The following is a 26,847-nucleotide window of genomic DNA, read 5'->3' on the forward strand; positions in this document are numbered from 1 at the left end:
ATCCTTAAAAACTGGGAATTACTGGAAAAATAAAACCATCTGGTTAGTTTTGCATAAGCGAGCAACCCATAAATTATGAGGTACATTCTTTATGTCTATACTAGACATACTGAATTTTTGCCGTTAGATATGTAAACTATCTTACAGCTTGTTTACATATTTAATGATTAAAAATAGTTTAAAACTCTATATTGAGCTTATTATGCCAGGTAACAAACAGAGCAAAAAAAGTAACATAGTTTTCTTAGTTGTGGTGATAGCTCTCTCTATAGTAGCGACAGTGTTGTTGTCTTTCCCTTTACAAGCTCAAAATATTCCTTCTCGATCGCAAGCATCGGAGTTACGGGGAGTTTGGTTAACCAATATTGATAGCAATGTGTTGTTTGAGAGCGATCGCCTTAAAAATGCCGTGCAAGATCTCAAACAAATGAACTTTAACGTTGTCTATCCTACTGTGTGGAATTGGGGTTGGACGCTTTATCCTAGCAAAGTTGCACAAAGAGTAATTGGGCGATCGCTCGATCCGGAACCAGGATTACAAGGGCGAGATATGCTCAAAGAAGTGATCAAAGTAGGACATCAGCAAGGCTTAAAAGTCATTCCCTGGTTTGAATTTGGCTTTATGGCTCCTGCCGACTCTCAACTAGCAAAACGTTATCCGCAATGGCTATCCCAACGCAGCAACGGAACTCGTATTGTTAAAGAAGGCATTCACGACAGAGTTTGGCTTAGTCCTTTTCGTCCGGATGTGCAACAATTTATTCAAAACTTAATTGTCGAAATAGTTAGAAACTACGACATTGATGGCATTCAATTTGACGACCATTTCGGCTTACCCTCAGAATTGGGATACGACGCCTACACAGTGGCACTCTACAAAAAAGAACACCGTGGTAAAGCTCCCCCAAAAAATCCTCAAGATCCAGAATGGGTGAGGTGGCGAGCAAACAAAATCACCGACTTTATGAAGCGGGTATTTACAGCAATCAAAGGCACGAAAAACAATTGTATTGTATCCGTTTCACCTAATCCCCAGCGCTTTTCTTACCCCTTCTTTTTAGCAGACTGGGAAAGATGGGAGAGGATGGGAATCGTAGAAGACTTAATTATCCAAGTATATAGAGATGATTTAAAAGTCTTTACCAAGGAACTAGAGTATCCAGAAGTGAAAGCCGCAAAGCGTCATATCCCCGTTAGCATCGGCATTTTGACAGGCTTAAAACGCAAATATGTATCAATGGATCAGATTGAACAACAAGTACAAAAAGTACGCGATCGCAACTTCGCTGGGGTATCCTTTTTCTTTTACGAAACTTTGTGGAACTTAACTAAAGAACCGCCGCAAAAACGCCAATCTGGCTTTCAGAAACTCTTTCCTAAACCAACAGCTTACCCAAATCTGCTTGTAGGGTGGAAACCGTAAGAAAGTATGAAGTGTGAAGTATGAAGTATGAAATTTTTCAGCCTTCAGCCTTCATACTTCATACTTAATTTCATCCTTCTTTTTAACCTCCAATTCCCAACCTTCCAGCCAAACCTGGGGTTAAGGGCAGGAGAGTGGCAATCATCAAGAATAAAGCCAAAAGACCTAAAGCAGCGCGTGCATCATCTGGTTCAGTGAGTTCATTTAAGCTAGGGCGTTCTAAGCCGCGTTGCAAGAACAAAATTACAATCACCCAATACATTGCCAGAGGATTGCCAAGAGCAACTAACCCTAACAAAATTAATGTGGCGAACGTCGTTCTTCCTGCGGTTTTGCGCCCATAAATTGCTTGGACAATACGCCCACCATCAAGTTGTCCTGCAGGCATCAAGTTTAAAGCTGTAATTACCAATCCCAGCCAACCAATTATCACTAACGGATGCACATCTACCAGTTGCGATTGTAAAGCCGAACCGAGGACAACTCGCGCCAAGCTTCCTACCAAAATTGAACCTTGGAAAAATTCATTTGGTAATTGAAACATACTGCCTGAGTGGGAAAGCAGCAATCCAGCTACCAGCATTAACAAAGAAACAATTCCCCCAGCAGCTGGCCCTGCCAAGGCTACATCAAATAATACCTTACGGTTGGGTATTTGAGACTCAAAGCGAGTAATGGCACCAAAAGAGCCAATCTGCACGGCAGGGAGAAAATATGGCCAGCTGAGGCGAACTTGGTGACGACGAGCGAATAGCCAATGTCCGATTTCGTGAGCTACCAAAATCGCCAATATACCAGCAGCAATCGGTAAAACTTCGGGGAATCTTTCTGGATTGGCAACAAAATCAAAATTCAGTAGTATTCCCGCAGCTTCTAAACTTGTAGCAATGGTTGCTACCAAAAGAATAACTGCAAAAACTTTTTGGGCTAACGTCATCGGGCGCGGATCGTTGCGGCTGGGCAAAACAATTACCACAGGTTTACCATCCGTATTTTCTACTAAAAATAGGCGGTATTTATCAGCTAGACGTTCCTGTAAATTTTCTGTCAGACGCTTATAAACTACTTCTGAGTCACCGCGTAGATTCCCTTTAAAAATTACTCCTTCCTGGTAGGCAATGGTTTCTGTGGCAAAAAAAGTGTCAATCCCGAAAATACTTTTAATAATGCTTAAATCCTCTTCAGGAATCGGTACAATCTCAGGCTGCAGCTGTACTGTTACTGCTGGCTGTTTTGCCTCTTCTGTGGAACTACTTTCTGAAGCAGCTAGTTTCTGGGTAGCTCTTTGTCTGAGCAATTCATCCTGCCCAAGCTGACGTAACTGTCTGCCCAGGTAAATATATATTCCAGCCGAAAACACTAACAAAAAGAGTATGGCAACTATATTGATGTACACTCCCGTGGCAAATAAGCCAAAAAACAGCAGCCAGGGAGCCATCAATACCACTGACTGTAACCAGGCTAAGATTCCCAACTTGCCATAAGGTCTGGCACGATAAAAGCCCCAACTTAAGATACCAAAAGCGACCAGCACGATAGTCGCAACTATAGGAGTTTCTGACGTAGTAAACATCTCCAAACCCTTTGCTTTGTTCAACCAAGCCTGAATAAGTCAGGTATTCACGGATATTAATAATTTATAACGACGGCTGTAACTGGCCCAATATCTTAGTGTAGATACTTTAGGTGAATGCGATCGCCTATTGAGTCTATTTGCTTGGGTGAGCAACGGTGCGATCGTATTGTTACTTAGATGACAGCCTACTTCACCACTTTGATGAAATAGACAAGCGATCGCTGTTTATTTATAGGTGCGCGACAGTGCGATCGTACTCAGATCAATTAAGCAAGCGAGAGTGCGTCGCACACGCTTTGCGATCGCAAGATTTGAGTTTAGGTAAAAACAGGCGATTATAACCTCTGCTCCTGCAATAATTCAGTGAGAGAATCAGAAAGTCATTACAATAGCACTATGTTCAATCGCTATTACCTTATAGCTCTAGTATATGAATATCCAACTTGTTGAATCTTTAGTACAAGTTATCAATTCTTTGCCAACAGCAGAGCGAACTTTACTAGAAAAAAAACTATTTAGTGATATACCTTATCCTTCAATTGTGGAACTAACCTACCTTGCACAAAAAGGAGGAACATTTGATTTTTTGCATGATGAACCTGATATTTACACTATTGAAGATGGAGAATCTTTAGAGTGACCTTGAATAAAGGTGATGTTGTTCTGACTCAATTTCCATTCACTGACTTGAGTCAAACAAAACTAAGACCTGCTGTAGTGTTGTGGTCAGATACTAAAAAAGATGAAATTACGCTCTGCTTTATTTCATCTCAAAATGTTGATAATTTGACAGCAGATGAATTTGCTATCAAAGATTCTGATCCAGAGTTTTCAACTACCGGATTAAAAATTTCATCAAAAGTTCGGGTAACCCGAATTGCAACTCTAAAAAAACAGTTAATTGTTAGATGCTTGGGCAAGCTAGGTACTCAGCACTTACAACAACTTAATACAATAATGATTCAAGCTTTCCAATTAAAATAATTAGATTTATTCGCATACGCTAAATCTAGCGATCGCTTTTTGGTTTTGATTGCGATCGTATTATCCAGAATAAGCAAGTGCAGAATTTAACCCCGAATTTTTGAAAAAATCGGGTAATGCCTGGGTGACTATAGCTATAATCTACTTATTCAAATTACATAATAAAGTCGATGGCAGAGAAAATATCAACACTTCAGCAAGCACTTGATATTGTGAAAGCACTCGACCCAGAAGAACAAGCGATACTTGTTGATATTATTAGTAAGCGTTTGAGCCAACAGCGACGGAATGAGTTATTAAAAGAAGTTACACAAGCTAGGCAAGATTACCAACAAAGTAATGTCAAACGCGGTTCTGTCGCTGATTTGATGGCGGAGTTAGATGAGTGAAAAATTTAGTTTGGAGTACAGGTTTTGTACGTAAATTCAAACGTCTAGTGCTGAGTGCTACCCTTACGGGAAGTCGCTAGCTAACCCAACGCCTTACGGCGAACCCCTCTACGGATACACTGTGCGATCGCAATTTTTGAGTTTAGGTAAAAACAGGCATAGATATACAGTCAATAATTTAATTGTTTTGTGAATAACTACAAAAATTTATATTTATTAAGATTGAACTCTTCTTAAAAACTGCCATAGCACTAAATCAAATTAATTTGCTATATATCTTTCGATATAAAAATGTAAAAGCTGGCTGTTCAACTCCTGGAAGATGAAGTTTTTATAAGATTTGGAATATAAAAATGGTATTAGCACAGCTGTCTTATAAAATACTATGTCTCAACTCCCTGGAAAAGCAATTTCTTATTGGATTGCTTCAACTCCTCACACATCAACTTTTCCATCTCTCACAAATGACATATCAGTTGATATCGCAATTGTAGGGGGAGGAATTGCTGGCATTACTGCTGCCATACTCCTCAAACGTGCTGGCAAAACTGTTGTATTGCTTGATGCCCAGCAAATTGCAACAGGTGTTAGCGGGCACACAACAGCCAAAGTAACTTCACTTCATCAGCTAATTTATGCTCAATTAATTAAGGAAATTGGTGAAGAGAAAGCGCAGATTTATGCAAATTCTAATCAAGCTGCGATTGAAAGAGTTGCAAAGTTTGTAGAAGAAGAAAATATTGACTGTGATTTTAGTCGCAGAAACGCTTATACGTTTGCAGAGACAACAGAAACATTAGACGATGTACGCTCAGAATTTGAAGCAGCAGTTAAGTTAGGATTACCTGCTTCGTTTGTAACAGAAACTTCTTTGCCATTTCCAATTACAGGAGCGGTAAAATTTGACAATCAAGCTCAATTTCATGCTCGTAAATATTTGCTGCATCTTGCCAGACTCATTGAGGGTAATGGCAGTTATGTGTTTGAAAACACGCGCGTGCGGAATGTTGAAGAAGGAAATCCTTGTCAAGTAGTGACAGCAACTGCAACTGTTACAGCAAAAACTGTAATTATTGCTACTAATGCACCGATTTTAGATCAAGGATTATTTTTTGCTAAAAATTATCCCAAGCGTTCGTATATTATTGCTGCCCGTATTGACCCCGCTAAAGCTCCGGAAGGAATGTATATTGGTACTGGCAATGATTATTACTCAATTCGGACAACTCCCGCTCCAGACGGAGGATTGCTGTTATTAGTAGGCGGTGGGGGACATAAAGCTGGTACTGTTACTAATACAGAAGAACGTTATTTGAAGTTAGAAAATTATGCTCGTTCCCGTTTTGGAGTGGAGCAATTTGAGTACCGTTGGTCTACGCAGGATATGGTTTCCTTCGATCAGCTGCCTTACATTGGCAAGGTAACTCCTTTAAGCAATCATTTATACGTAGCAACAGGTTTTAGCCTTTGGGGTATGAGCAAAGGCACATTAGCGGGAATGCTGCTTTCTGATTTGATTTTGGGAATTGATAATCCTTGGCTCAAAATCTACAATTCTACCCGTGCTACTCCGTTTGTGACAGTCGAATCTCTAAAGAACAATCTAGAAGTAGGATTTCATTGGGTAGGCGATCGCCTTAAAGGACTTGAGCGTTCTTCCTTGGCTGATGTTGCTCCAGGCGAAGGCAAGTTACTCACTATTAATGGTCACAAAATTGCTGCTTACCGAGACGAAGAAGGACAAATTCATGCAGTCTCAGCAACTTGTACCCATTTAGGCTGTATTGTCAATTGGAACAGTGCTGAGAAAAGCTGGGATTGTCCTTGTCATGGAGGGCGTTATAGCTGTGATGGTAAAGTATTGCACGGCCCCCCAGTCAAAAACCTCAAGCGTTACAAAGCATAGAATTGGGGATTGGGTGTTCAGTTACCAGTTATCAGTTATCAGTTAACACCAATACACCTGATAACTGTTAACTGTTTACTGTAAACTGATTATCCCCAGTTACGGCATCCATTCCAAAACTACACCCACCCGACTATCTTTATCTCCGCGAGAGTTTTGTTGCTGAATATCTGTAGATAAACGTAGATGGGGAGTAAGGGCATAACCTAAAGACAGTGTTGTAAAACCAACTTCTTCGCTACTACCAGGAGAAACCCAACTTTGCGTGACAGAAATATCGGCTGCACCACCGCGAGACAACACCAACAGCAATTTCACACCCACATTTACCCCATCTGTTGAGTAATCATCGGTTTGTAAATATCGATATCCTACTAGCGGTGCAAAGTTGACATAGCTGCCCAGAGGGCGTAGATAATAATACAAATCTGTACCGTATGTTTCACGTTTGCCATTGAATGCTGCCTGATATTCTCCACTCACAGTCAAGCCACTACGACCGATAAATATATCCTCTACACCAAAATTAATTCCAATCGCATTCCCACTAGAGGGAAAGTAAGAATAACCTAACCGTACTCTGGTACGAAAACTAGGTTCTCTACGTATATCTTCTAATACATTTGGTACTCGACGCCGCCATCTTTGCAAAACAGGACTATTTTTGATAACCTCTGGACTTAAATCTAAATCTTGAGCTTGGGATTTTGGAGTTTCGCATCGACTAGGGGCAGTCATCAAAAGCAAATTAATACCTAATCCGAAGCATAAAATTGACAACTTGCCTTTCATCCCTTGGTGTCCTTGTGTCGCGGCGGTTCTAAAAAAAAAGTGGTTCTACCTTCAGCAGAACCACTTAATTTTTAGCAAAACCTGGACAATTTAGCGCACACTACCTTCGATAGCAGCAGCATTAATAGGTTTCATCAAGTACAGCCGCAGCATCTGCCAACCGTTGGAAACGTAATAGGGTAGTTTCTGGAAGAATTGGAAGAATTTAGGAGTATTAGAGCTAGCGATCGCAGTCAATTTTTCATTATTCTTGACACAAATCTCCAAGCGCTCATAAAACTCTGGATTTTCTACATCCAGCATTACCGGGAACACTCGCCCAGCAGTTTCATTTGTCTTCTCAATCACGTATTTGTCGTATTCTCGCGCATCCAACCCAATCGAGGCATAAAAATCGCAGCGCTGGATGTCATTGAGATACATCGTCGCAAACACTGACAACAAGAAGAACCGACACCACAGCCGTGCCTTCCAGTCATTGAGCATTTGCGGCTGAGATTTCATCACAGCATCGAAGAAATCTCCATGACGGTTTTCATCCTGACACCAGTTTTCAAACCAGCGGAAGATTGGATAAATTCTGTCTTCTGGATGTGCTTCCAGGTGACGGAAAATCGTGATATAGCGCCAATAACCTATCTTCTCCGAAAGGTAAGTAGCGTAGAAAATGAATTTCGGCTCAAAATAGGTGTAATTTTTGCTCTTGGTTAAAAAGCCCAAATCCAACGACAGATTAAAATCTGCCATTGCTTTGTTTAAAAAGCCAGCATGACGCGCTTCATCCCGTGACATCAGGCTAAAACACTCCGCCAGTACTGGGCTTTTGTCTTTGAGACGGCGGCTAAGTTCTTTGTACAGCAAAAAGCCAGAAAACTCAGCCGTACAAGAACGCTCTAGAAATTCAACAAATAATCGACGAGTTTCCCCGTCAATATGATCCCAGGATTGTTCAAACTCGGTATCCCGAACAAAGTGATGGCGGTTGTAATCAGCACGAAATTCTTCCAGGATAGCTTTTAACTCGTCTTCGTTGACGGAGATATCCATCCGCGCCATCGCATCAAAGTCAGTAGTGTAAAAACGGGGTGTTAATAGGGTATCTTTTGCCGGAACTTTAATGCCCGGACGCAATTCTTCAAAACCTGGTTTTTTTAGGGAATCTACCATGTCGCAATTGCCATGAATGACTTTTTAGTGTTGAATGCCCTAGAAAGCCAAGGTTTTTGCTTTCAAGTGGCGCAACAGACCAGAATAAAATATTTGTGTATTAAAAATCAGTCTACCAAGGCGCAGGGTACGAACAGAGGGATAAAACATTAAGAGTTGCAACAAAATCGTTAGGGAGGAGGGAGGAGACGCGGGGGCAACCAACTACTAACTACTAACCACTGTAAGGGCGGGTTTTAACAACAATCTCTCTATGACGACGAAACATCTCAATAAACCCGCACGGCAGTCGTTACAACGGAGGAGCCACTGCGGTGGACGGGTTTCCCGGCATAAAGGAGCCAGCGCGTTGCGCGGGTTCCCCGCGTTGTAGCGACTGGCGTCATGTGGCGTGGAACCTCCCTTCGGGTTCGCCAGTTCCCCTACCCTGGCGGGAAGCCGCTCCGCGTCTACGTGACGGGAACCGCCAAGACGGGGACTGGACTCACCGCAACGCGCTGCCTCCCCTACTAACAAATGACCAATGACCAATGACCAATAACTAATCTACCCAACTTCAAAAATCACGAATAAACTAGACAAATCTGTTGCCAATGAAAAATTTATCATTCCATTAGGTGATATCCCTAATCACTCCGTCACTCCAGAAACTATGACCGATCAACCCCGTACTCGTGAGGAACTCTACGATCGCATTCGCAAAATGGGTAGAGAGGAATTCATCCTCGAAGAGATGATCCGCTACGGTTTTTGGCCTGCTCAAGGTAGTATGCCGCAAGATCCAGCAGACGAAATTCGCCGCGCTGGGGAAATTAGACGGGAACTAGAACAGCTGCGGCGGGAAAGTAGTCGCCTCCAGAATGAAAAAGCACTGCGCAAGCAGATGTTGAAACAGCGTTTGGAAGAGTCGCGGCGCAAGCAACAAGAAACAAAAGAACGCCGGGAAAGGGAACGGCAAGAACGTGCCCAGGCGTGGAACCGCAAGAAACAACAAGAGATTATTTATCTTGGTGAAGGTGTATCTGCTGGATTAAATAACAGCCAAGGCAATGAGGAAAGATTGCGATTGCTAAATTTACCACTTTGCAACACTGCGGAAGAAATTGCGGCAGCAATGGAAATTAGTGTTGGTAAACTAAGATTTTTGGCCTTTGATCGCAAAACTGCTACTGTATCCCACTACATCCGTTTTAAAATCCCTAAAAAAACTGGTGGAGAAAGGCTGATCTCAGCACCGATGCCTAATTTAAAACAGGTACAGCACTGGATTTTAGAGAATATTCTCCAAAAATTGCAAGTTCATGACGCAGCACATGGTTTTCGTATCCAACGTTCCATTGTCACCAATGCCACTCCCCATGTTGGCGCTGATGTCATTATCAACTTCGATCTCAAGGATTTTTTTCCTGCAATTTCTTACAAACGCGTCAAAGGGCTTTTTCTGTCCTTCGGTTACTCAGAAGCAGCAGCAACAATATTTAGTTTGCTGTGTACTGCCGCCGAAGTTGAAGAATTGGAATTAGATGGCAAGACATATTATGTAGCACTGGGAGAAAGACATCTTCCCCAAGGTTCGCCAGCCAGCCCGGCAATTACCAATCTCCTTTGTCGCCGATTAGACCGAAAATTAACAATAATGGCGGGAAGTTTGGGTTTTAATTACACCCGCTACGCCGATGACATTACCTTTTCTACCTCTGGCGACAGCTTGCGACATATCTGCAATCTTCTCAAACGCACAGAATCAATTGTTACTTACGAAGGCTTTGCCATTAATCAAGACAAAACTCGAATTCTCCGCAAATCCCGTCAGCAGGAAGTTACGGGAGTAGTGGTAAACAATAAACTCAATGTTTCCAAAAAGATATTAAAGCAGTTCCGCGCTACTTTATATCAAATTGAAAAAGACGGTTTAGAAGGCAAACATTGGGGAAATTCTCCCAATTTAATCGCTGCCATTAGCGGCTTTGCTAATTTTGTCGCGATGGTAAATCCTGAAAAAGGCGCGGAGTTTCAGCAACAAGTGCAACGCATTAAAAAGAAGTATGCTCGCCGCAAAAAGTGAACAATTTTTGTAAGGTGGGCACTCTCTAACTTTCCTCAAACCCTTATTTTTACATCGTGGACAGTGCCCACCCTACGGTTGTTGAGAATGCTATTTGGTCTTACTGCCTTGCTGTTTCAAACCGACGATTGACTTCATCCCAGTCTACTACGTTCCACCAAGCATCTAGATAGTCTTTTCGACGGTTTTGATACTTGAGGTAATAAGCGTGTTCCCAAACATCGTTACCTAGCAATGGGTAAAGCCCAGTGGTGAGGGGACTATCTTGATTGGGAGTTGTGACAATTTCGAGTTTGCCAGAACGGTTAAAAGTCAACCATACCCAGCCACTGCCAAACTGCTTCATTCCAGCCTCGTTAAACTGCTGCTTGAAGTTGTCAAAACTGCCAAAAGTTACTTCAATTGCCTCAGCAATGGCTCCAGTTGGTGTTCTGCTACCATTTGGACTCATACTTTTCCAAAACAGGGTGTGGTTAAAGTGCCCTCCTGCATTGTTCCGCACAACTGTCCGAATTTCTGATGGTATTTGCTCTAGATTGATGATTAACTCTTCAATGGATTTATTCATCAAATCTGGATACTTTTCTAAAGCTGCATTCAAGTTATTGACATAGGCAGCATGATGTTTGTCGTGGTGCAACTGCATAGTTTGAGCATCTATATACGGCTCCAATGCAGCATAGTCATAAGGCAATGGCGCTAATGTATGAGCCATGTGTCTCTCCTATGTGTATGAATTGGCAAGAAAACTATCTAGATCAGCTTCACAAGTGCTGATAGCAAAGCTTTACATCTGAGCAATAAATTATCCTCTTAAATCCATCATAGTCATAATGAATATGAGTTGCAACAATTTAAATGAGATAAGAACAAGAAAAGTTTTTATATATAGGTTTTTCGAGGATTTAAATTATGAGATTAGTGTCAACTAGCTTGATTTGTCGAGCATTGTCATGTCGCGCTCAGAATGCTTCCAGTACCTATTCCTCTAGCATGAAGCGATCGCATTCATTGCATCCGGCTAGATTGACACACTTTTGTCATAGTTATTAACCAAACTAGAAGTATAGAACTGACACTAGTCTTTTTATTCATTACCAAAATGTCTCACGCTTTTTCTGTTCTTAAATCTGTAGATCCTGTTAAAATTTTGACTACTACTTTTGCAGCTAGCCTTCTCGCAACTGGGTTGGCATCCGGCATGGCACCACAAAATCAGCAACAAATGTCACAGCTTGCTGTTGCTAGTTCCGTCAATAATGAGCTTAACGAATCTGAAGAACAAGGCAGTAATTCCACACTGATGTTGGTAGCATTGGTAGCAGGTGGTATTGCCACTGGCGTTATGTTAAGCAAAAAAGGGAATCGCCGCCAAAATAATTTTTCATTTGGGGAGCAACAAACTTCTACTATTAGACTTGAGCAGGCTAGCCGCAAACTGCAAAGAAAACTTATCAACCTGTTGCATGACGATAGAGATGCTGCAACACGTCTTTTAAACCAGGCAAAACAAAAGAATCCGAACAAAACAATAGATTGGTATGCTGAGAAAGTTATTTACGATCTAGAGCGCGATCGCGGTGGGTTATAAGTGTGCGAGCCGATGTTGAAATTAGGGGCTAGGAAAAAAGCAGGGGAGCAGAGGGGCAGAGGAGCTTCAGGAGCTTCAGGAGCAGGGGGAGAAAGTGGAGAATCCTTATTCACGTTTACTCCCCCAGCTTCCCCAGCTTCCCCAGTTCTCCTTGTCTCCTTGTCCCCCCATCCTCTTCCCAATCCCCAGTACCCAGTTGTTCCGCAAGCGCTACTTACGGCTTCCTGTAAACTTTATACATGGCGGTATGTCTTAATTTTTCCGCTCGCTCCAGTATTACTCGGTATACCGATTTTGGACTTTAGAGATTAGATTAGGTTGATAAGTTTATATTCCTCTTATGCTTGTCTGGCGATGATTAAAATATTTTTTCGTCACCAGTTTTTTACAATTCCCGATTTTAAAGTAATGTGAAGCGAGCGATCGCTTGCAAATAAAATATCAAAACTATGAGCAAAGAATTCCAAATTTATCAGTAAGATACTTACAACCCAGCCGTATCTTTGTGGATATTGGCGCTCAAACCTATAGCTACCATAGACAACATCTACGTTTAGCCAGCCATTAATCTCCAAGCCCAAATCCAAAATAGGTTTGTATGCTGGTAATGGCATAGCTGTAACCAGCTAATAGCATCAGTGAATTCTACTAGTGTGCCAGCCAAACTCAACTAGTAAACGGTAAAACCAAATGAGTAAATCTCCAAATCCTAAGCATCATTCCAAAACCCTTACCAATAAGCGTCTGTGGTTGCTGTTATTGAGCCGTAGCAGCATTACATTAGGTGGATTTTTACTACTTGGGCTTGTAGGGGGTGCTTGGCGGTTACAGAGTTTTATTCACAAAGATTTAACACCTTTGGCAGAAAAAAGCCTGACGAATACACTCAATCGTCCTGTCAAAATAGGAGAAGTGAAAGAATTTTCGCTCTCAGGAGTAAAGTTTGGGGCTTCAGCTATTCCGGCAACACCTACAGATCCAGACTATGTTGAAGTTGAAGCTGTAGAAGTAAGATTTGATCCATTGTGGTTACTTTTTGCCCAAAATCTGAAGCTAGATGTCACTTTAGTTAATCCAAACGTTTACATTGAGCAGGATGAGGAAGGACGCTGGACTACTACTACCTTAGCAAAGCCAGGTAAAGGCGGGCCGATTCAAACAGAGTTGGATAAACTGCGATTTCGCGATGCCCAGTTGACATTAGTACCGAACGAGGAATGGAGAAAAGAACAAGAGAAAATTTTTAAAGTTGCGGGAGTAGGAGAAAGTAAACCAGAAACATCTTCTCCTGCTATCCAATCTGTATTTCCTCCTGGTTTCTTCTCTGCGGTGGCATTTTCCCAATTAAACGGAACTGCCCAATTATTAGAAAAAAACGAATTAATAAAGTTTGATGTAGCAGGCAAAGCAAATACTGGTGGTAACCTTTCTTTGCAAGGAGATATCCGCCCGAAAACACTAGCAACCAATTTAAAAATACGGGGGCAAGATTTGCTAGCCTCTGATATTACTCGCCTGATTAAATTACCACTGGCATTGCAGGCTGGTAAGGTAAATGGCGACTTGCAGATGCAAGCTCAATTGGGGCAAACTCAGCCGCCTTTGTTATCTGGTAGTGTTGGTTTGCAAAATGTTCAGGCTCAAGTTCCCCGCGTACCGCAGCCATTTATCAATTCACTAGGAACGCTTCGCTTTCAAGACACGGAAGTAAAGCTAGATAATCTTGTCACCAGTTACGGTAAAATACCGCTGGTTGCTAATGGCATTATCGACACTAAAGCTGGTTACAAGCTGACAGGGCGTGTCAATGCCGTCAGTGTAGAGGCTGCTCAAGAAACTCTCAAACTCAAACTGCCTGTACCTGTAACTGGGGAAGTAAAAGCAGATTTGCAGTTGGTTGGAGAACCCACCGATCCCATTCTTTCAGGTACAGTTGCTACTATTAAGCCTGCTCGTATCGACAAAGTTGATTTTAATAGCGCTAGGGGTAAGTTTGAATATTCGCCGACAGCAGCTGTAATTACATTTAAAGATATTCAAGGACAGACAAAAGTCGGTGGTGAGATTGGGGGTACTGGCAAAGTTGAGTTGGGCACAACTCCCCAGTTAGATTTTAATTTAACCGCCAAGAATGTTCCGGGAGATGCGATCGCCTACCTTTACAACTCCAAAACCCCGTTCCAAATTGGCACCGTCTCCGCTACAGCTAAACTGACTGGTGCTGCTGATAACGCCCAAACGGTAGTGCAATTTCGGGCTAACCAAGCTCAGTATCCCACGACTGGTGAAGTGGTGGTGAAGGGCGATCGCAGTTTATCTTTCCGGAATGTAGCTGTGAGCGTAGGTGGTGGCAAGTTGGTGGCTGCTGGCAATTGGAATCAACAGCGCTGGCAAGCTGTAGCTGATGCTTCCCAGATACAACTAAAACGCTTCATCAACCCCAGCCAACTGCAAAATGTCTCTCTCAATAATGCTAACTTGAACGGTCGTCTCATCCTCTCAGGCACCTCCGCTCCCTTCAAAATTGCCAGCATTGACACTCAAAACGCCAAAGTTCAAGTTGCAGATGGTACGGTGGCAGTTTCTAAAATTCAACTGGGAGAAAAAAGCTTTTCTGCTCAACTCATAGCAAATGGCGTGCGGTTGGGGCGTCTGTTGAAAAGCTCTCCCCCAGCATTACAGGGAGCATTGGCGGGTAATTTTCAAATTTCAGGCAATACAGATGATTTCAACCTGAAGACTTTACAGGGCAGTGGTTCGGCACGTTTAGCAGTGGGTGGTGGCACGGTTACCGCCTCGAATATTCAACTGGCTGATGGTATTTATCAAGCACAGGTGCAAGCAAATAACTTGCAATTGCAACAATTGGCACAATTACCTCAGCAGTTTCAAGGAAGGTTAAAAGGTCAATTAAATATCGCAGGTTCCTTGGAATCCTTCCAACCGCAAGCTATCGAAGCGAAAGGACAAGCTCAGTTGAATGTAGCGGGTGGCACAATTACTGCTACAAATATCCAATTGGCAAACGGTCGTTATCAAGCTGTAGTTGATGCTAATGGTGTGAAATTAAATCAGTTTTCGGAGCAGTTGCAAGGTAATTTAGGCGGCAAAATTCAAATTGCTGGAAATTTAGAGACACAAAACTTTGCCTCTCTCCAGAATTTGCGAGCGCTCGGTCAGTTACAGTTTTCTCAGGGTATCGCTGGTATTGAACAGCCACTCACAGCGGAAATTGGCTGGGATGGAGAAAAGTTGCTGATTGAACGAGCAACTGCTCGCGATTTAAACGCTAATGGTTACATATTGACAAAAGCTACTTCAGGTATCATACCGGAAATTGCTGAGTTAGCTCTGAATGTCAAAGCAAAAAATTACAATTTAAATAAATTACCTATCAAGTTACCTAATGCAGTTGATGTAGCAGGTAAAGCTGATTTTAGCGGGCAAATTACTGGAAAACTGCCTACACCCAATTTATTAGGAACACTTGCACTGAGGGATTTAGCAGTAAATAAATTTGCTTTTGAGCCAGTATTAACTGGAAATATTCAGTCAGTGCAGGGACAAGGTTTAAATTTAAATGTCTCAGGTACGCGTGACAAACTTGCCTTCAACCTAGATGCAAATAATCGTCCCACTGCTTTTGCTGTGAAATGGCAGGAAGCTGCTGCAACAGGAACAGTACAGGGCGATAATTTGGTGGCGAAAGTAGAAAATTTTCCCTTAACAGTTTTGAATGTGGGCGTGCCTGCTACCACTTTCTTGGGCGCTGGTAAGGTTGCAGGGTTGTTATCGGGCAATTTACAAATTAATCAAAAAACTTGGGCAACGGCAGGAGATATTGCGATCGCTAAACCACAACTAGCTCGCATCAGTGGCGATCGCTTGTCGGCTCAATTTCGTTATCAAGATGGTAAGGTAACTCTCCACGATAGTGCCTTTATTAGAGGCAACAGCCGTTACGCTATGGTTGGTACTTTTGCACCAACAGCCGCAGGGCCGCAAATTAAAGGTAAATTGACAGTTAACCAAGGTCAAATCCAAGACATTTTAACAACACTACAGTTATTCGACATTAAAGACTTTCAACGTGGTGTCACTACTGCACCAAGCTATGGCAGCGCCAGTGACTTGAAAACAGTATCAGTTGGTTTAGCAAATCAACCCTTACTAACTCAAATCCAGCGTTTTTCAGAAATTGAGGCATTGTTAGCACAGCAGCAGCAACAGCGTCGTGATGCTTCTTTCGTGCCAGATTTAGCAGATTTAAAAGGAACTTTCAATGGTGAAGTTGCTGTTGATACAGCCACTGCTAACAAAATGGCAGTAAAGTTTAATTTCAACGGTCAAAATTTTGTTTGGGGACGAGAAGACGAACCAGAGCGCCTTTACACAGCAGAGCGGGTAATTGCCCAAGGCAGCTTTGAAAATGGTGTACTGACATTACTACCTTTGCGCCTCGAATCAAACAATAGGCTGATTGCTTTTACTGGTAATATTGGTGGTACAGAACAATCTGGACAACTGCGGGTAACAAATCTTCCTCTTCAACTACTGAATAATTATGTCAACCTACCTGTTGGTTTAACAGGTAATATCAACGCGACAGCAACATTAGCAGGTAGTACAGCTAATCCCCTAGCTAGAGGAGAATTGTACATCACTGAAGGAACTCTAAACCAAAAAGGGGTAGAGTCAGCAAGTACTAGCTTTAGCTACAACAATGGGCGCTTAAATTTTGGTAGTAATGTAATGGTTTCTGGCTCGGAACCAGTTACTATCACTGGTAGCCTTCCCTACAAGTTGCCTTTTGCTTCTGTCATGCCAGATAGCAATCAAGTCAGTCTTGATGTGAAAGTTCAAAACGAAGGATTGGCAGTATTAAACTTGTTGACTGACCAAGTAGCCTTTGAGAAAGGCGAGGGAGATGTAAACTTGACAGTAAGCGGAACAACAGAACAGCCAGTTCTAAAGGGTATTGCTACTGTTAAGGGAGCTACTTTTGCAGCTCAGGCTCTACCAGAAAAACTGACAGATGTAACAGGAAAAGTAGAGTTTAATTTTGACCGTATTAAAGTAGAAAGTCTTCAAGGCAAATTTAGCAAAGGTAACGTCATTGCTCAAGGGGAGATACCCGTTTTCAGTAACTCACAACAGTCAATAGACAATCCTCTCAATGTTTCCCTGAATCAGTTAGCAGTGAATCTGAAGGGCAGGTATGAAGGAGGCGTGAGCGGAGACTTGCTGATTACTGGTTCTGCTCTAAATCCGGCTATTGGTGGTAATCTCAAACTATCTGACGGTCAAGTTTTACTCACAGAATCTGCCAACGCTGTTGCTAATGCCAATGATGAACAAAATGCGCTTTTAAAAGCCATCAAACAAGAGAAATCTAATGCTGGCAGCACAGCGACACGTTTAGACGATTTACAAATCGTACTCGGCAAGAATGTAGAAATTGCCCTGCCACCGATTCTCAGTTTCCGAGCTACTGGCTCTCTCAGCGTTAATGGTTCCCTAAATAAACCAGAACCTGAAGGAACGATTCGATTGCGAAATGGAGATGTAAATTTATTTACAACCCAGTTTAATCTTGCTCGTGGTTATGAACATACAGCAACTTTTAGAGGCAATCAAAATCCTGACTTGGATATTCGCTTAATTGCCAGTGTTTTAGACGCAAATCCTTTACAAGTTACTAGTTCATCTGTATCTTCAGAAATTAACGATGGGATTATTACAACTTTTGATCCTGTCAATACAGTTCGTGTAGAAGCTAGAATTGATGGGCCAGCCAGTCAACTCAACCAACATCTAGAATTAACAAGCAATCCTTCTCGTAGTGAAACAGAAATAGTAGCCTTGCTTGGAGGTAGTTTTGTAGAAACACTAGGACGTGGTGATACTACACTAGGACTTGTTAACTTAGCGGGTTCGGCTTTGAATCTTCAGCGAACATTTAACCAAATTGGTAATGCTTTTGGTTTGAGCGAACTGCGTCTGTTTCCTACTATCACTTTTGATGACACAAACACTACCAAGAAAAATTCTTCTTCGGTAGATTTGGCGATGGAGGCTGGAGTTGATGTTTCCCGTAGTTTTTCTGTTTCTGCGCTTAAAATTTTGACAAGTGATAAACCTCCCCAATTTGGTATTAACTACCGCCTCAATCCAGAATTGCGTCTACGTACTTCCACTGATTTATCTGGTGATAATCGAGCGGTACTGGAGTATGAAGATAGGTTTTAGCCCAAAGATTGGGAGTGTTCCGCTTCTAGGAGATCGGATATAGTAAGTTGAACTTGATTTTGAGAGCGATCGCCTATTCTGCTTAACCAGGTAATGAGATCGTCTGAGTGAACAGCAATCTCACTTCCTAATGTTTTGACGTAGAGAACTCCATCGCTAATAATTAAATCTTTGATGGGATACCATGTATGTCGTTTGGCATGGCGGATGCGGATGAGAAGTTCTAAGGGAATTCCTCTACCCAAAACGTGCTTGCGATGTTTCCACCAAGCTCGCCATAAGATTACCGCCTTGCTGCAATGCATTTGATAGCCTTCCGGTACTTGGCAGTATTGATACTGATAAAAACCACGATTATCTATATTGCCTGTGAGAATAAAGTTATATTCGGCTAATACCTGATTTATTAATTCCCAATAAGCTGAATTAGCTTTAATAAAGAATGAAATAGATGTGTCATCTACTTTTGTGGTAACAATCATTCCTTCTGCTTTTGCTATCAAATTATTGCTGCTATAAACTTTTTCAGCTTTTAAAGTTTGGTTTGCCAATAAAACTTCTTTGCGCTGGATAGATAGCTTAATAAATTCTCGAATTAAATCAAGATTAGTTAACATCTGTTTTGACAATAAAACTAAAATTTTTGAGTTTAATACTTCCTTGAAATTTCACTTGTAAAGGTAGATGCTGGAAATGCTGCTGATATATATGCATCGCTGAAAATATCAGCATGAACTTAATTTAACAGTTCATCGCCTGTGATATTTACTTAAATTAGTAAAGAAATAGACTGTTTATTTAAATTTTGGAATAACTATACTGAGATAATACTGAAATTTTCTACTTTTACCAGTAAATAGCTTTTGGTGCTAGTAATAAAAATTACTTTTGCCTTACCCGTGTATGGTGTAAGAAGCGATCGCCCGCAGTATTTTACAAGTTCATAGCCAATTAAATTCATAAAGGCTCTGCGCCCCTCCACGCTGACTCTGCGTACCTCTGCGTTTAAAAAAGCTACGAATTAATGCAAAGCTGTACTAAGTACTCACACCATTGACTGATAATCGCAGAACTGATAACCCTAAAATTATCAAAAATAACACCAACCCAATAGTACAGGCATAGCTAATTTCCAAATTATTAAATGCTTGTTCGTACAAGTAGTACACTATTGTTTTTGAGCTATTGCGCGGCCCACCTTGCGTCATAATATATACTTCCTCAAAAACTTTAGTTGCGGATATTGCTGAAATAACCGCTACCAGAGCTAGATAGGGTTTCATTAAGGGTACAGTAATATCCCAGTGTTTGCGGACACCATCAGAACCGTCAATTGCTGCCGCTTCATATATATCAGCAGGTATTGATTGCAACCCAGCTAGATAAATCACCATGTAATAGCCCAATCCTTTCCAGATGGTGACAGCCATAACGCTAAATAATGCAAACCGGGGGCTGGTTAACCAAGGAATTCCTTCTGGAAAAATACCTTTGAGTAGCTGATTGAGCAATCCATTTTCTGCATACAACCATCGCCAAGCAATTCCTGCCACTACCATTGAGATAACTACAGGAGTGTAATATGCAGCCCGAAACCAATGCATACCCCGTAGTTTCTGATTTACTAAAATCGCCAGTACCAAAGGAGCAATCACTAAAATTGGCACCACACCTACCAAATACAACAGGGTGTTTCCTAATGTTTGCCAAAAAACAGGATCGCCCCATAGACGGCGGAAGTTAGCAAAGCCTACCCACTCTGGTGTCTGAGTTAAATCGTATTCGTAGCGAGTAAAGCTGAGGTAAAAAGCTTGCAGTGCAGGCCAAAACACGGTTAATACCAAGATAACTAAAGCAGGCAGCAAAAAAAGGTAAGGAGTGAGTCGCTGTTTGATGAATATCCAATTTTTCGGCGTCAAATTATTCATAACGGCGCTTATATTTCGTACATTCGGAAGATGGATTTACAGCCACAAGTTTTGCAGCATAAGGAAAGCTAACTCATATTACACGAATGATTGAGGCTGCTTCATGATTGTTAACCAAGACGAAAAAGGCTGGGAAGTAATTTACCATCGCGCTCATGCTTTGCTAGCCGCGCAACTTGCTGGACATTGGCACCCTAAAAAACGTCCTGTGCGTTGGCTGGAGACTGTTGCAGCTATTTCCCATCACGATGATTTGGAAAAAGAATGGGAAGAAAAGAACATTACCGAAGCTGGCGCACCGCTAGACTTTACCCTCGATTCCGAAATTCATCTGCCAAAAATGCAAAGACTCGTACAAAATGCTCGCTATCGGGGCAGATGGGTAGCAATGCTCATTTCTATGCACATGAGCTTTTTACTTGAGGGCAAGCGGGGAGAGTCACCAGAATTGGATGACTTTTTGGACGAACAATTACAGCACCAACAGCAATGGCGTCAGGAATTGAATATTAAAAAAGATGACGCTGCCGAAGCTTATGCTTTTTTTCAATGGTGCGATCGCTTGTCACTTATCCTCTGCCAACGTCAGTTACCTGTTGGTGAACGTGCTCTAGAAATTGCTACTTTGCCTGATGGTAATCGCTATGATGTCATTCAAAATGGTGATGGTAATGTAACTGTTAAACCCTGGCCTTTCTTAGAAGAACAGTTTACAGTTAATCTGGAAGCTAGCTACCTAGAACAATTGAAATTTGACAGTAGTGCCGAACTCTCACAAGCACTGCAAGCCGCACCAATCAAAACTTTAGAGTGGACTTTTGTCAAGTAAGATTACTATTAGTCATTGGTCATTGGTCATTTGTTGGTAGGGGAGGCAGCGCGTTGCGGAGGTTCTCTCCGTTGTAGCGACTGCCGTGCGGGTTTATTGAGATGTTTCGTCGTTATAGAGAGATTGTTGTTAAAACCCGCCCTTACAGTGGTTAGTAGTTAGTGGTTAATGGTTAATTTTTTATTGCTTCCAACCCCCACTCTCCTCATCTCCCCATCTCCTTGTCTCCGTGTCCCCTTGTCTTCCTCTCTCCCCTACCATCTTTTAAATTCATCTTAAAGATAGAGGCTAATTTTCTTTGCTCATTTCTTTTTTTTGGTAAAGCTGAACTAAAAATCTGTGTAGGCTGTTACAATGATTGTTAAGAAAAATTGCCCGCTGCGCTTTGGGAACGCGAAGCTTGGGTAATACTCTATTGAGAAGACAACGCGAAGAAGAAATTTTTATTAGACCAGCTGTGGGAAGCTGGTCTTTTTTTATTAAAAACTGAAGGTAGTTCTTAATGCCCCAATAATAACATCATCATTATCGTTATTATGATCCGGGGCAGTTAGCCAGATCACTCCTGGGGTAATAGTGATGTTATCGCTAATCTGATATTGATAGAACGCTTCTACATGATAGGAAGTATTCCCGTCTGTATCGATTTCATTGATGCTAGAACCTGTCACCTTGGGTTCCATACCAACAATAACACCTGCTAAGTTACCTTTTTTACCAAGGTCTGGGAAACCCAGAGTTACTGCCCAGTTCCAAATATCAAGCTCTCCACGGTCAATAGTTCCTCCTGCTGTGGATAAATTCCGAGCATTTGTGTAGCCAACCCAACCACCTAAAACAAATTGCTCGCTAATACCCAAGGATGCTTGTACACCGTAGGAGTTACTGGAAAAAGGTACATCACCAGTCCCAAAATTTTGATCTAAAAAGGATATTGGGTTTGCCCTACTGCTACCAGCACCCAACTCCTGATTGTAGGCATTGATGTAAGTTAAACCAATAGTGAAGCGATCGCTTGGTTTAAAGGTTAACTGTGCCAATGCACCATAAGGCCCGTTGAAAAAACCATTATCAGAGGAGGGATCGTTGGGGGAACTCCCCAAATATGCTAAACTCAGCGCCAAAGCATCACCAAAATTTTGGGTGACTCCAAACCCTGCACCGTCCATTTGATAATAAATTGGGTTACGTGTACCAAAGGTAGACAAAGCACCAAATGCACCATCTCCGTCAAAGAGGTTCACTGTAGTGGTAACATCATCCGCAGCACCTGCATTGGCTATAGCGATTACCTCTGTACTTTCGGTTAAGGGAAATCTGTACCAAAGTGCATCTATTGCAACGTCAGTCGTGCCATCTTCACCTGCAAAGAACAAACTTCCCTCTGGCGTGCCAATATCTGGGTTGAGAATATTATTTGCTTGAAGCCTGGTAAACAGAGTATCTTTTCCTGTAAAGCTTGTATTTAATTCGACACGCGCCCGTGCTCCAAAAGTTGTATTGTTGTTTTTTGCATCTACACCATTAACATTATCCCCTGCGAAGACATCGGTGATAGCAGCAACAACTTGCCCGGTTAGTTTAGTAGTAGTCGAAAATTGATTTGCTTCTAGTTCAGCGTTACGTGCTTCCAAAGCGTCTACACGACCGCGTAAAGTAGCTAATTCTGCGGCAAATTCTTCTTGTAACCTTTGTAATGTGGCTAAATCTTCTTTCTGTACCAAATCACCAGTGGCAGTAGCAATTAGTTCATTGACGCGATCCAGACAAGCATTCAAACCTGCCGCAAACTCATATCGCGTCATTGCCCGATTACCCCGATAAGTACCATTTGGATATCCAGCAATACATCCGTAACGCTCAACCAGTGACTGTAATGCACCAAATGCCCAGTCTGTAGGTTGCACGTCCGATAACTGAGAAACGGAAGTTACTTGCGCTACTACTTGTTCTGCATTGCTCTGGGCTTTTTTTTCGGGCTTGGCTACTAACTGCGGTTCAGTTATTTCTGAGAGAGTGGATTTTTCTTGTGCAACTGCGACAGAGCCAAAAAATAGCATTGTGCTAAACACTGCCGGACTCATCAGCAGAGTTTTCCAAAGTTTTTGCATTTTATTCCTCACACTACTTAAATTAAAGATTCTCTAACACCACTTCCCAAAAGCAGATTTTCTTAAGAAAGATTTACTAGCAATCTTTTTAACAAAGAACCTAGAAATTATAATTTGGCAGCTAATTCTAGGACAAACTTATCAACAAGAAACCGTTAACAATCATGTAATTAATTTTACATTTTAATCTGGGTGTGAACTTTGAGTTATGAGAATGAAAATTATTTTTATATTAGAGTTAAAATAGGTATCGTTGTCAATAGAGTTCTTGATCAACGTCCCTATCTTTACGGAGGAGAAAGTGCTGTGAGCCAGGCTCAGGTAGAAAGTAGAACAGGTAAATATAGAAGTGGTCTTATATCCTTAATTGCTGTACTCGTTTTGTCTATTGGAGTTGGCTGCAATCAAACCAATCAGAATCAAGCAGAAACTAATCAACAGCCAACACCAGCACAAGATGCTGCTTCTACCTCTGTACCTCAGTCTGGAAAGCCCAAGGTAGTAGCAACATTTTTACCAATGTATTGGTTTAGCAAGGCGGTAGCCGGAAATGTGGCAGATGTAGAAATCTTAGTGCCTCCTGGTACGGAAGTACACGAGTATCAAGCTACGCCTGAAAACGTGAGAGCGATCGCGACTGCAAATGTACTGGTAAAAAATGGCTTAGGTTTAGAGGAATTTTTGGAAGGCATCGTTAAAAATGCTCAAAATCCGAAACTAACTCAAGTTAATGCTAGTAGCGGAATTAAACCTTTGAATGAGATTTCACCCGTGATCGAAACAGGACATAACCACGATCATGGACACAAACATGATCACGCAGAAGGTAATCCTCATGTTTGGTTAGATCCGGTATTGGCAAAAGAACAAGTTACCAATATTCGAGATGGTTTAATAGCAGCAGATCCTGCAAATAAAGCTACTTATGAAGCAAACGCGGCTGCATATATCAAGCAATTAGAAAGTTTAAATAATGAATTCCAGCAAACTTTGAAAAAGTACCCCAATTGCACTTTTGTCACTTTTCATGACGCCTATCCATATCTAGCGAAACGGTATAACCTCAAGCAAGTGGCAGTAGTAGAAATTCCCGAAGACCAAATCGCACCAGCAGACGTGCAAAAAGTTGTTAATACCGTCAAAAAATATAACGTTAAAGCTTTGTTTGGCGAATCAGGAACAGATAATAAATTACTCAAAAGTCTTTCTCAAGACTTAAATTTAGACTTGCGTCCTCTGGATTCTTTAGAAACAGGGCCAACCGATCCACAGCATTATTTCCAGGCAATGAGAAATAATTTACAAACATTAGAATCAGCTTGTCAGTAGCAAGTAAGTAGAAGGCTGGAAGCATTAGAAGCGGTAGAGGCCAAGCGACGTATCCGTTAGTAGGCAGAAGGACAAAAGCTTATTCTATCTAGTTTCTGGCAATAAGAGTTTTACGTTTCATCATGTTCACTTAACTTAAATGAATTTTGTTATTTGTCTGTTTTGAATGATACTAATGACAAATGACAAATGACAAATGACTAATAACTAATGACTAATCAAATTCCTATTTTAAAAGTTGAGAGATTGTCTGTATACCAAGGTAGCTATTCTGCTGTTCGAGATGTTTCTTTTGAATTATTGCCAGGAACAAACACAGCCATAGTTGGCCCTAATGGTGCAGGTAAAAGTACACTTGTACAAGCAATTTTAGACTTAATTCCCCGGAGTGCTGGCAAAGTCGAAATATTTGGTCGTCCAATATCTAAGCTTGGAGATTTACGACATAAATTAGGCTATATGCCGCAGCATTTTATCTTTGATCGTAGCTTTCCCATTTCTGTTAGCGAGTTAGTAGGTTTGGGATGGGTGAAAGAACTAGGAATTGGGAAAGACAGTAAAAGAAAATTCTCTCTTAGTGCTTTCAAAGAATATAGACAAGAAAAAACAGCAGCAATAACCACAGCTTTACGACGAACCGATACTTCCCATCTGCGAAATCAAGCAATAGGAACTCTGAGTGGTGGACAGCTAAAGCGAGTATTGTTAGCTTATTGCTTGGTAATGTCTCGAAAACTCTTGGTACTGGATGAAGCTTTTGCTGGAGTAGATGTACAAGGTACTGCGGATTTTTACACCTTGCTAAATGAACTCAAGCAGGAGGAAGGTTGGACAGTATTGCAGGTTTCTCATGATATTAATATGGTTAGCCAATTTTGCGATCGCGTTATTTGCCTCAATCAAACTATTATTTGTACTGGAGTTCCATCAATTGCTTTATCACCTCAAAACCTATTAGCAACATACGGCCCAGGATTCAGTCATTATCAACATCATCATTAAATTAGGAAACAGGTAATAGGGAACAGAGGACAGGTAATAGAAAAGAGTTATCAAAAATAGGAATTGATAACTGATAACTGTTAACTGATAACTGCTAACTGACTTAACCTTCATCCTTTTCATCAATGTGTTCGGCAACAGCTTGATACAGATGCAAAACATGGCTGTCATGGAGACGATAGAAAACGTAACGCCCTTGCTTTCGGTAACTAACCAAACGCATCACTCGTAAATTTCGTAGTTGGTGAGATACAGCAGATTCACTCATATCCAGTACCGCAGCCAAATCACCCACACAAAGTTCATTTTCAGCTAAAAGGGAGAGTATGCGCAGGCGATTAGCATCTCCTAAAAAACTAAAAAACTCTGCCATTCGCTGGGCTTTATCGCTGTCTAGAAGCTTTTCTGAAAGGGGTTGCACATCAATATCTTGATTAGATTTTTGTTTATATTCAATAATTTCTGTTCTAGAACTAGAATTAACCGCGTCAGTAAAAGAATTTTTAGTTAACATTTTTTCAAAAACTTTTTAAAACTATTCTTTAATCAAAGTTATGACTGAGTGAAAATTAAAATATTAAAATATCTATACTTTCAATATAACTAATTGTGTATAAATATTGAGACATGAATTTATTTGCTGTCACAAATTTGAATGATTTGCTGACACTACTACAATTTCCCTTCATGCAACGGGCGATCGCTGGTGCTGTATTAATGGGAATACTTGGTGGTTTACTTGGCAGTTTTGTCACCTTGCGTCAGTTATCTTTTTTTAGCCATGCTGTAGGTCATGCAGCATTAGTAGGTGTAGCCTTAGGTGTATTGCTACAGTTAAATCCTACCTGGATGTTGCTGCCGTTCAGCTTGGCTTTCGGTGTAGTCGTCCTCTACTTTATCGATAAAACCGATTTAGCTAGCGACAGTGTTCTCAGTATAGTCCTCTCAGGAGCATTGGCGATCGGTGTAATTTTAAGTAGCCTCATTCAAGGATATCGGGGAAACTTGATGGGAGTGCTATTCGGCGATATTCTCGCCATAAATCTAACAGACCTGATTTTAACTCTGCTAGTACTGGTGGGAAGTGGCACATTCCTATTATCAACCTTACACCAGCAAATTTTGTTAACCTTGAACCCTGCCGTGGCAAAAGTCCAAGGAATTCCAGTTCAGTTGTATCGATACTGCTTTGTGGTTTTGCTGTCATTAGCTGTCGCCGTGGCGATTAAAGCTGTCGGCGTTTTACTAGTAAATGCCTTTCTAGTCATTCCCGCTTCTGTTGCCAAGCTAATGAGTCACCACTTTAGCCGATTTTTGCTATTGTCGGTGATTGTCGGTTGCACCACCAGCATCGCTGGTATGATTTTCTCTGGTCTTTTCAACTTTGCTTCTGGCCCAAGTATTGTTTTTGTGCAGTTTCTGGTGTTTATAGCCGTTTTTTGTTGGATCAAGTTGACTGCGAAAACCGCTTGAAAAATTTTTTATTGAAACTATTGCAATTCAATT

23 protein-coding genes are annotated in these 26,847 nt (G+C 41.4%); 13 read left to right on the forward strand and 10 right to left on the reverse strand.

Going from position 1 to position 26,847, the window contains the following annotated elements; translation table 11 throughout:
- Positions 1-202: 202 nt before the first annotated feature.
- Complete coding sequence (locus tag UYC_RS0124825) at positions 203-1,423, forward strand: glycoside hydrolase family 10-like protein (protein ID WP_235082943.1); 1,221 nt, start codon at positions 203-205, stop codon at positions 1,421-1,423.
- A gap of 82 nt (positions 1,424-1,505) precedes the next feature.
- Here UYC_RS0124825 and UYC_RS0124830 read toward each other — a convergent pair whose 3' ends face one another.
- On the reverse strand, positions 1,506-2,996 hold the full coding sequence (locus UYC_RS0124830; protein WP_016874597.1) for a site-2 protease family protein: 1,491 nt from the start codon (positions 2,994-2,996) through the stop codon (positions 1,506-1,508).
- A 158-nt stretch (positions 2,997-3,154) separates the two neighbouring features.
- On the opposite strand from UYC_RS0124830, the gene UYC_RS38125 reads away from it, so the two are divergent.
- The 5 genes from UYC_RS38125 (at position 3,155) to UYC_RS0124850 (ending at position 6,278) form a co-directional block, all read left to right on the forward strand.
- A complete protein-coding gene (locus UYC_RS38125) occupies positions 3,155-3,340 on the forward strand; it encodes a hypothetical protein (RefSeq protein ID WP_127011319.1) in 186 nt (61 codons plus the stop codon).
- Positions 3,341-3,429: 89 nt separating this feature from the next.
- The gene (locus tag UYC_RS0124835; RefSeq protein ID WP_016874596.1) at positions 3,430-3,639 is read left to right on the forward strand and encodes a hypothetical protein; all 210 of its coding nucleotides are present in this window, start codon (positions 3,430-3,432) and stop codon (positions 3,637-3,639) included.
- A complete protein-coding gene (locus UYC_RS0124840; protein ID WP_016874595.1) occupies positions 3,636-3,983 on the forward strand; it encodes a type II toxin-antitoxin system PemK/MazF family toxin in 348 nt (115 codons plus the stop codon). Before UYC_RS0124835 ends, UYC_RS0124840 begins: the two co-directional genes overlap by 4 nt.
- 170 nt (positions 3,984-4,153) lie before the next feature.
- On the forward strand, positions 4,154-4,372 hold the full coding sequence (locus UYC_RS0124845) for a hypothetical protein (protein WP_016874594.1): 219 nt from the start codon (positions 4,154-4,156) through the stop codon (positions 4,370-4,372).
- A 385-nt stretch (positions 4,373-4,757) separates the two neighbouring features.
- The gene (locus UYC_RS0124850) at positions 4,758-6,278 is read left to right on the forward strand and encodes an FAD-dependent oxidoreductase (RefSeq protein ID WP_016874593.1); all 1,521 of its coding nucleotides are present in this window, start codon (positions 4,758-4,760) and stop codon (positions 6,276-6,278) included.
- A gap of 99 nt (positions 6,279-6,377) precedes the next feature.
- Here UYC_RS0124850 and UYC_RS0124855 read toward each other — a convergent pair whose 3' ends face one another.
- A complete protein-coding gene (locus UYC_RS0124855) occupies positions 6,378-7,070 on the reverse strand; it encodes a hypothetical protein (protein WP_016874592.1) in 693 nt (230 codons plus the stop codon).
- Positions 7,071-7,160: 90 nt separating this feature from the next.
- Positions 7,161-8,237, reverse strand: a complete 1,077-nt coding sequence (acsF, locus tag UYC_RS0124860; protein WP_016874591.1) for a magnesium-protoporphyrin IX monomethyl ester (oxidative) cyclase — start codon at positions 8,235-8,237, stop codon at positions 7,161-7,163.
- Positions 8,238-8,889: 652 nt separating this feature from the next.
- Between acsF and UYC_RS0124865 the strand changes: the two genes are divergently transcribed.
- Complete coding sequence (locus UYC_RS0124865) at positions 8,890-10,302, forward strand: reverse transcriptase family protein (protein WP_016874589.1); 1,413 nt, start codon at positions 8,890-8,892, stop codon at positions 10,300-10,302.
- 100 nt (positions 10,303-10,402) lie between these two features.
- Here UYC_RS0124865 and UYC_RS0124870 read toward each other — a convergent pair whose 3' ends face one another.
- On the reverse strand, positions 10,403-11,017 hold the full coding sequence (locus UYC_RS0124870) for a superoxide dismutase (RefSeq protein ID WP_016874588.1): 615 nt from the start codon (positions 11,015-11,017) through the stop codon (positions 10,403-10,405).
- 387 nt (positions 11,018-11,404) lie between these two features.
- On the opposite strand from UYC_RS0124870, the gene UYC_RS0124875 reads away from it, so the two are divergent.
- Positions 11,405-11,893, forward strand: coding sequence for a hypothetical protein (locus UYC_RS0124875; RefSeq protein WP_016874587.1), 489 nt, complete (start codon positions 11,405-11,407; stop codon positions 11,891-11,893).
- 374 nt (positions 11,894-12,267) lie between these two features.
- Here UYC_RS0124875 and UYC_RS0124885 read toward each other — a convergent pair whose 3' ends face one another.
- On the reverse strand, positions 12,268-12,507 hold the full coding sequence (locus UYC_RS0124885; RefSeq protein WP_016874585.1) for a hypothetical protein: 240 nt from the start codon (positions 12,505-12,507) through the stop codon (positions 12,268-12,270).
- 76 nt (positions 12,508-12,583) lie between these two features.
- Here UYC_RS0124885 and UYC_RS0124890 point away from each other — a divergent pair, with 76 nt between their 5' ends.
- Complete coding sequence (locus UYC_RS0124890; RefSeq protein WP_016874584.1) at positions 12,584-18,142, forward strand: translocation/assembly module TamB domain-containing protein; 5,559 nt, start codon at positions 12,584-12,586, stop codon at positions 18,140-18,142.
- Here UYC_RS0124890 and UYC_RS0124895 read toward each other — a convergent pair.
- The 3 genes from UYC_RS0124895 to UYC_RS0124900 form a co-directional block, all read right to left on the reverse strand.
- Positions 18,139-18,759, reverse strand: coding sequence for a hypothetical protein (locus UYC_RS0124895; protein WP_016874583.1), 621 nt, complete (start codon positions 18,757-18,759; stop codon positions 18,139-18,141). The two genes, UYC_RS0124890 and UYC_RS0124895, sit on opposite strands and share 4 nt — an antisense overlap.
- A 197-nt stretch (positions 18,760-18,956) precedes the next feature.
- Positions 18,957-19,103, reverse strand: coding sequence for a hypothetical protein (locus tag UYC_RS38135; protein ID WP_157171276.1), 147 nt, complete (start codon positions 19,101-19,103; stop codon positions 18,957-18,959).
- Positions 19,104-19,179: 76 nt separating this feature from the next.
- Positions 19,180-20,070, reverse strand: a complete 891-nt coding sequence (locus tag UYC_RS0124900; protein WP_016874582.1) for a carbohydrate ABC transporter permease — start codon at positions 20,068-20,070, stop codon at positions 19,180-19,182.
- 103 nt (positions 20,071-20,173) lie between these two features.
- Between UYC_RS0124900 and UYC_RS0124905 the strand changes: the two genes are divergently transcribed.
- On the forward strand, positions 20,174-20,899 hold the full coding sequence (locus UYC_RS0124905; RefSeq protein WP_016874581.1) for a DUF3891 family protein: 726 nt from the start codon (positions 20,174-20,176) through the stop codon (positions 20,897-20,899).
- A gap of 479 nt (positions 20,900-21,378) precedes the next feature.
- On the opposite strand, the gene UYC_RS0124910 is transcribed toward UYC_RS0124905, so the two are convergent.
- Positions 21,379-23,010, reverse strand: coding sequence for an iron uptake porin (locus UYC_RS0124910; protein ID WP_016874580.1), 1,632 nt, complete (start codon positions 23,008-23,010; stop codon positions 21,379-21,381).
- Between the two features lie 306 nt (positions 23,011-23,316).
- On the opposite strand from UYC_RS0124910, the gene UYC_RS0124915 reads away from it, so the two are divergent.
- Both UYC_RS0124915 and UYC_RS0124920 read left to right on the forward strand, forming a co-directional pair.
- Positions 23,317-24,339, forward strand: a complete 1,023-nt coding sequence (locus UYC_RS0124915) for a metal ABC transporter substrate-binding protein (RefSeq protein ID WP_026087459.1) — start codon at positions 23,317-23,319, stop codon at positions 24,337-24,339.
- 210 nt (positions 24,340-24,549) lie between these two features.
- Positions 24,550-25,341, forward strand: coding sequence for a metal ABC transporter ATP-binding protein (locus UYC_RS0124920; RefSeq protein ID WP_016874578.1), 792 nt, complete (start codon positions 24,550-24,552; stop codon positions 25,339-25,341).
- Positions 25,342-25,444: 103 nt separating this feature from the next.
- Here UYC_RS0124920 and UYC_RS0124925 read toward each other — a convergent pair whose 3' ends face one another.
- Positions 25,445-25,855 carry an ArsR/SmtB family transcription factor gene (locus UYC_RS0124925; protein WP_016874577.1) on the reverse strand — a complete coding sequence of 137 codons (411 nt, stop codon included), beginning with the start codon at positions 25,853-25,855 and terminating at the stop codon, positions 25,445-25,447.
- Between the two features lie 113 nt (positions 25,856-25,968).
- Here UYC_RS0124925 and UYC_RS0124930 point away from each other — a divergent pair, with 113 nt between their 5' ends.
- Positions 25,969-26,814 carry a metal ABC transporter permease gene (locus UYC_RS0124930; protein WP_016874576.1) on the forward strand — a complete coding sequence of 282 codons (846 nt, stop codon included), beginning with the start codon at positions 25,969-25,971 and terminating at the stop codon, positions 26,812-26,814.
- Positions 26,815-26,847: the final 33 nt, after the last annotated feature.

It is taken from the genome of Chlorogloeopsis fritschii PCC 6912 (assembly GCF_000317285.1).
Lineage (GTDB): Bacteria > Cyanobacteriota > Cyanobacteriia > Cyanobacteriales > Nostocaceae > Chlorogloeopsis > Chlorogloeopsis fritschii.

Coding starts and splice junctions, on each gene's coding strand:
- UYC_RS0124845 (WP_016874594.1), top strand. CDS start 4,154: ATGGCAGAGAAAATATCAACACTTCAGCAAGCACTTGATATTGTGAAA.
- UYC_RS0124875 (WP_016874587.1), top strand. CDS start 11,405: ATGTCTCACGCTTTTTCTGTTCTTAAATCTGTAGATCCTGTTAAAATT.
- UYC_RS0124900 (WP_016874582.1), bottom strand. CDS start 20,070: ATGAATAATTTGACGCCGAAAAATTGGATATTCATCAAACAGCGACTC.
- UYC_RS0124830 (WP_016874597.1), bottom strand. CDS start 2,996: ATGTTTACTACGTCAGAAACTCCTATAGTTGCGACTATCGTGCTGGTC.
- UYC_RS0124905 (WP_016874581.1), top strand. CDS start 20,174: ATGATTGTTAACCAAGACGAAAAAGGCTGGGAAGTAATTTACCATCGC.
- UYC_RS0124835 (WP_016874596.1), top strand. CDS start 3,430: ATGAATATCCAACTTGTTGAATCTTTAGTACAAGTTATCAATTCTTTG.
- UYC_RS0124855 (WP_016874592.1), bottom strand. CDS start 7,070: ATGAAAGGCAAGTTGTCAATTTTATGCTTCGGATTAGGTATTAATTTG.
- UYC_RS0124825 (WP_235082943.1), top strand. CDS start 203: ATGCCAGGTAACAAACAGAGCAAAAAAAGTAACATAGTTTTCTTAGTT.
- UYC_RS0124925 (WP_016874577.1), bottom strand. CDS start 25,855: ATGTTAACTAAAAATTCTTTTACTGACGCGGTTAATTCTAGTTCTAGA.
- UYC_RS0124920 (WP_016874578.1), top strand. CDS start 24,550: ATGACTAATCAAATTCCTATTTTAAAAGTTGAGAGATTGTCTGTATAC.
- UYC_RS0124930 (WP_016874576.1), top strand. CDS start 25,969: ATGAATTTATTTGCTGTCACAAATTTGAATGATTTGCTGACACTACTA.
- UYC_RS0124895 (WP_016874583.1), bottom strand. CDS start 18,759: ATGTTAACTAATCTTGATTTAATTCGAGAATTTATTAAGCTATCTATC.
- UYC_RS0124910 (WP_016874580.1), bottom strand. CDS start 23,010: ATGCAAAAACTTTGGAAAACTCTGCTGATGAGTCCGGCAGTGTTTAGC.
- UYC_RS0124885 (WP_016874585.1), bottom strand. CDS start 12,507: ATGCCATTACCAGCATACAAACCTATTTTGGATTTGGGCTTGGAGATT.
- UYC_RS38135 (WP_157171276.1), bottom strand. CDS start 19,103: ATGAATTTAATTGGCTATGAACTTGTAAAATACTGCGGGCGATCGCTT.
- UYC_RS0124890 (WP_016874584.1), top strand. CDS start 12,584: ATGAGTAAATCTCCAAATCCTAAGCATCATTCCAAAACCCTTACCAAT.
- UYC_RS0124870 (WP_016874588.1), bottom strand. CDS start 11,017: ATGGCTCATACATTAGCGCCATTGCCTTATGACTATGCTGCATTGGAG.
- acsF (WP_016874591.1), bottom strand. CDS start 8,237: ATGGTAGATTCCCTAAAAAAACCAGGTTTTGAAGAATTGCGTCCGGGC.
- UYC_RS0124865 (WP_016874589.1), top strand. CDS start 8,890: ATGACCGATCAACCCCGTACTCGTGAGGAACTCTACGATCGCATTCGC.
- UYC_RS0124850 (WP_016874593.1), top strand. CDS start 4,758: ATGTCTCAACTCCCTGGAAAAGCAATTTCTTATTGGATTGCTTCAACT.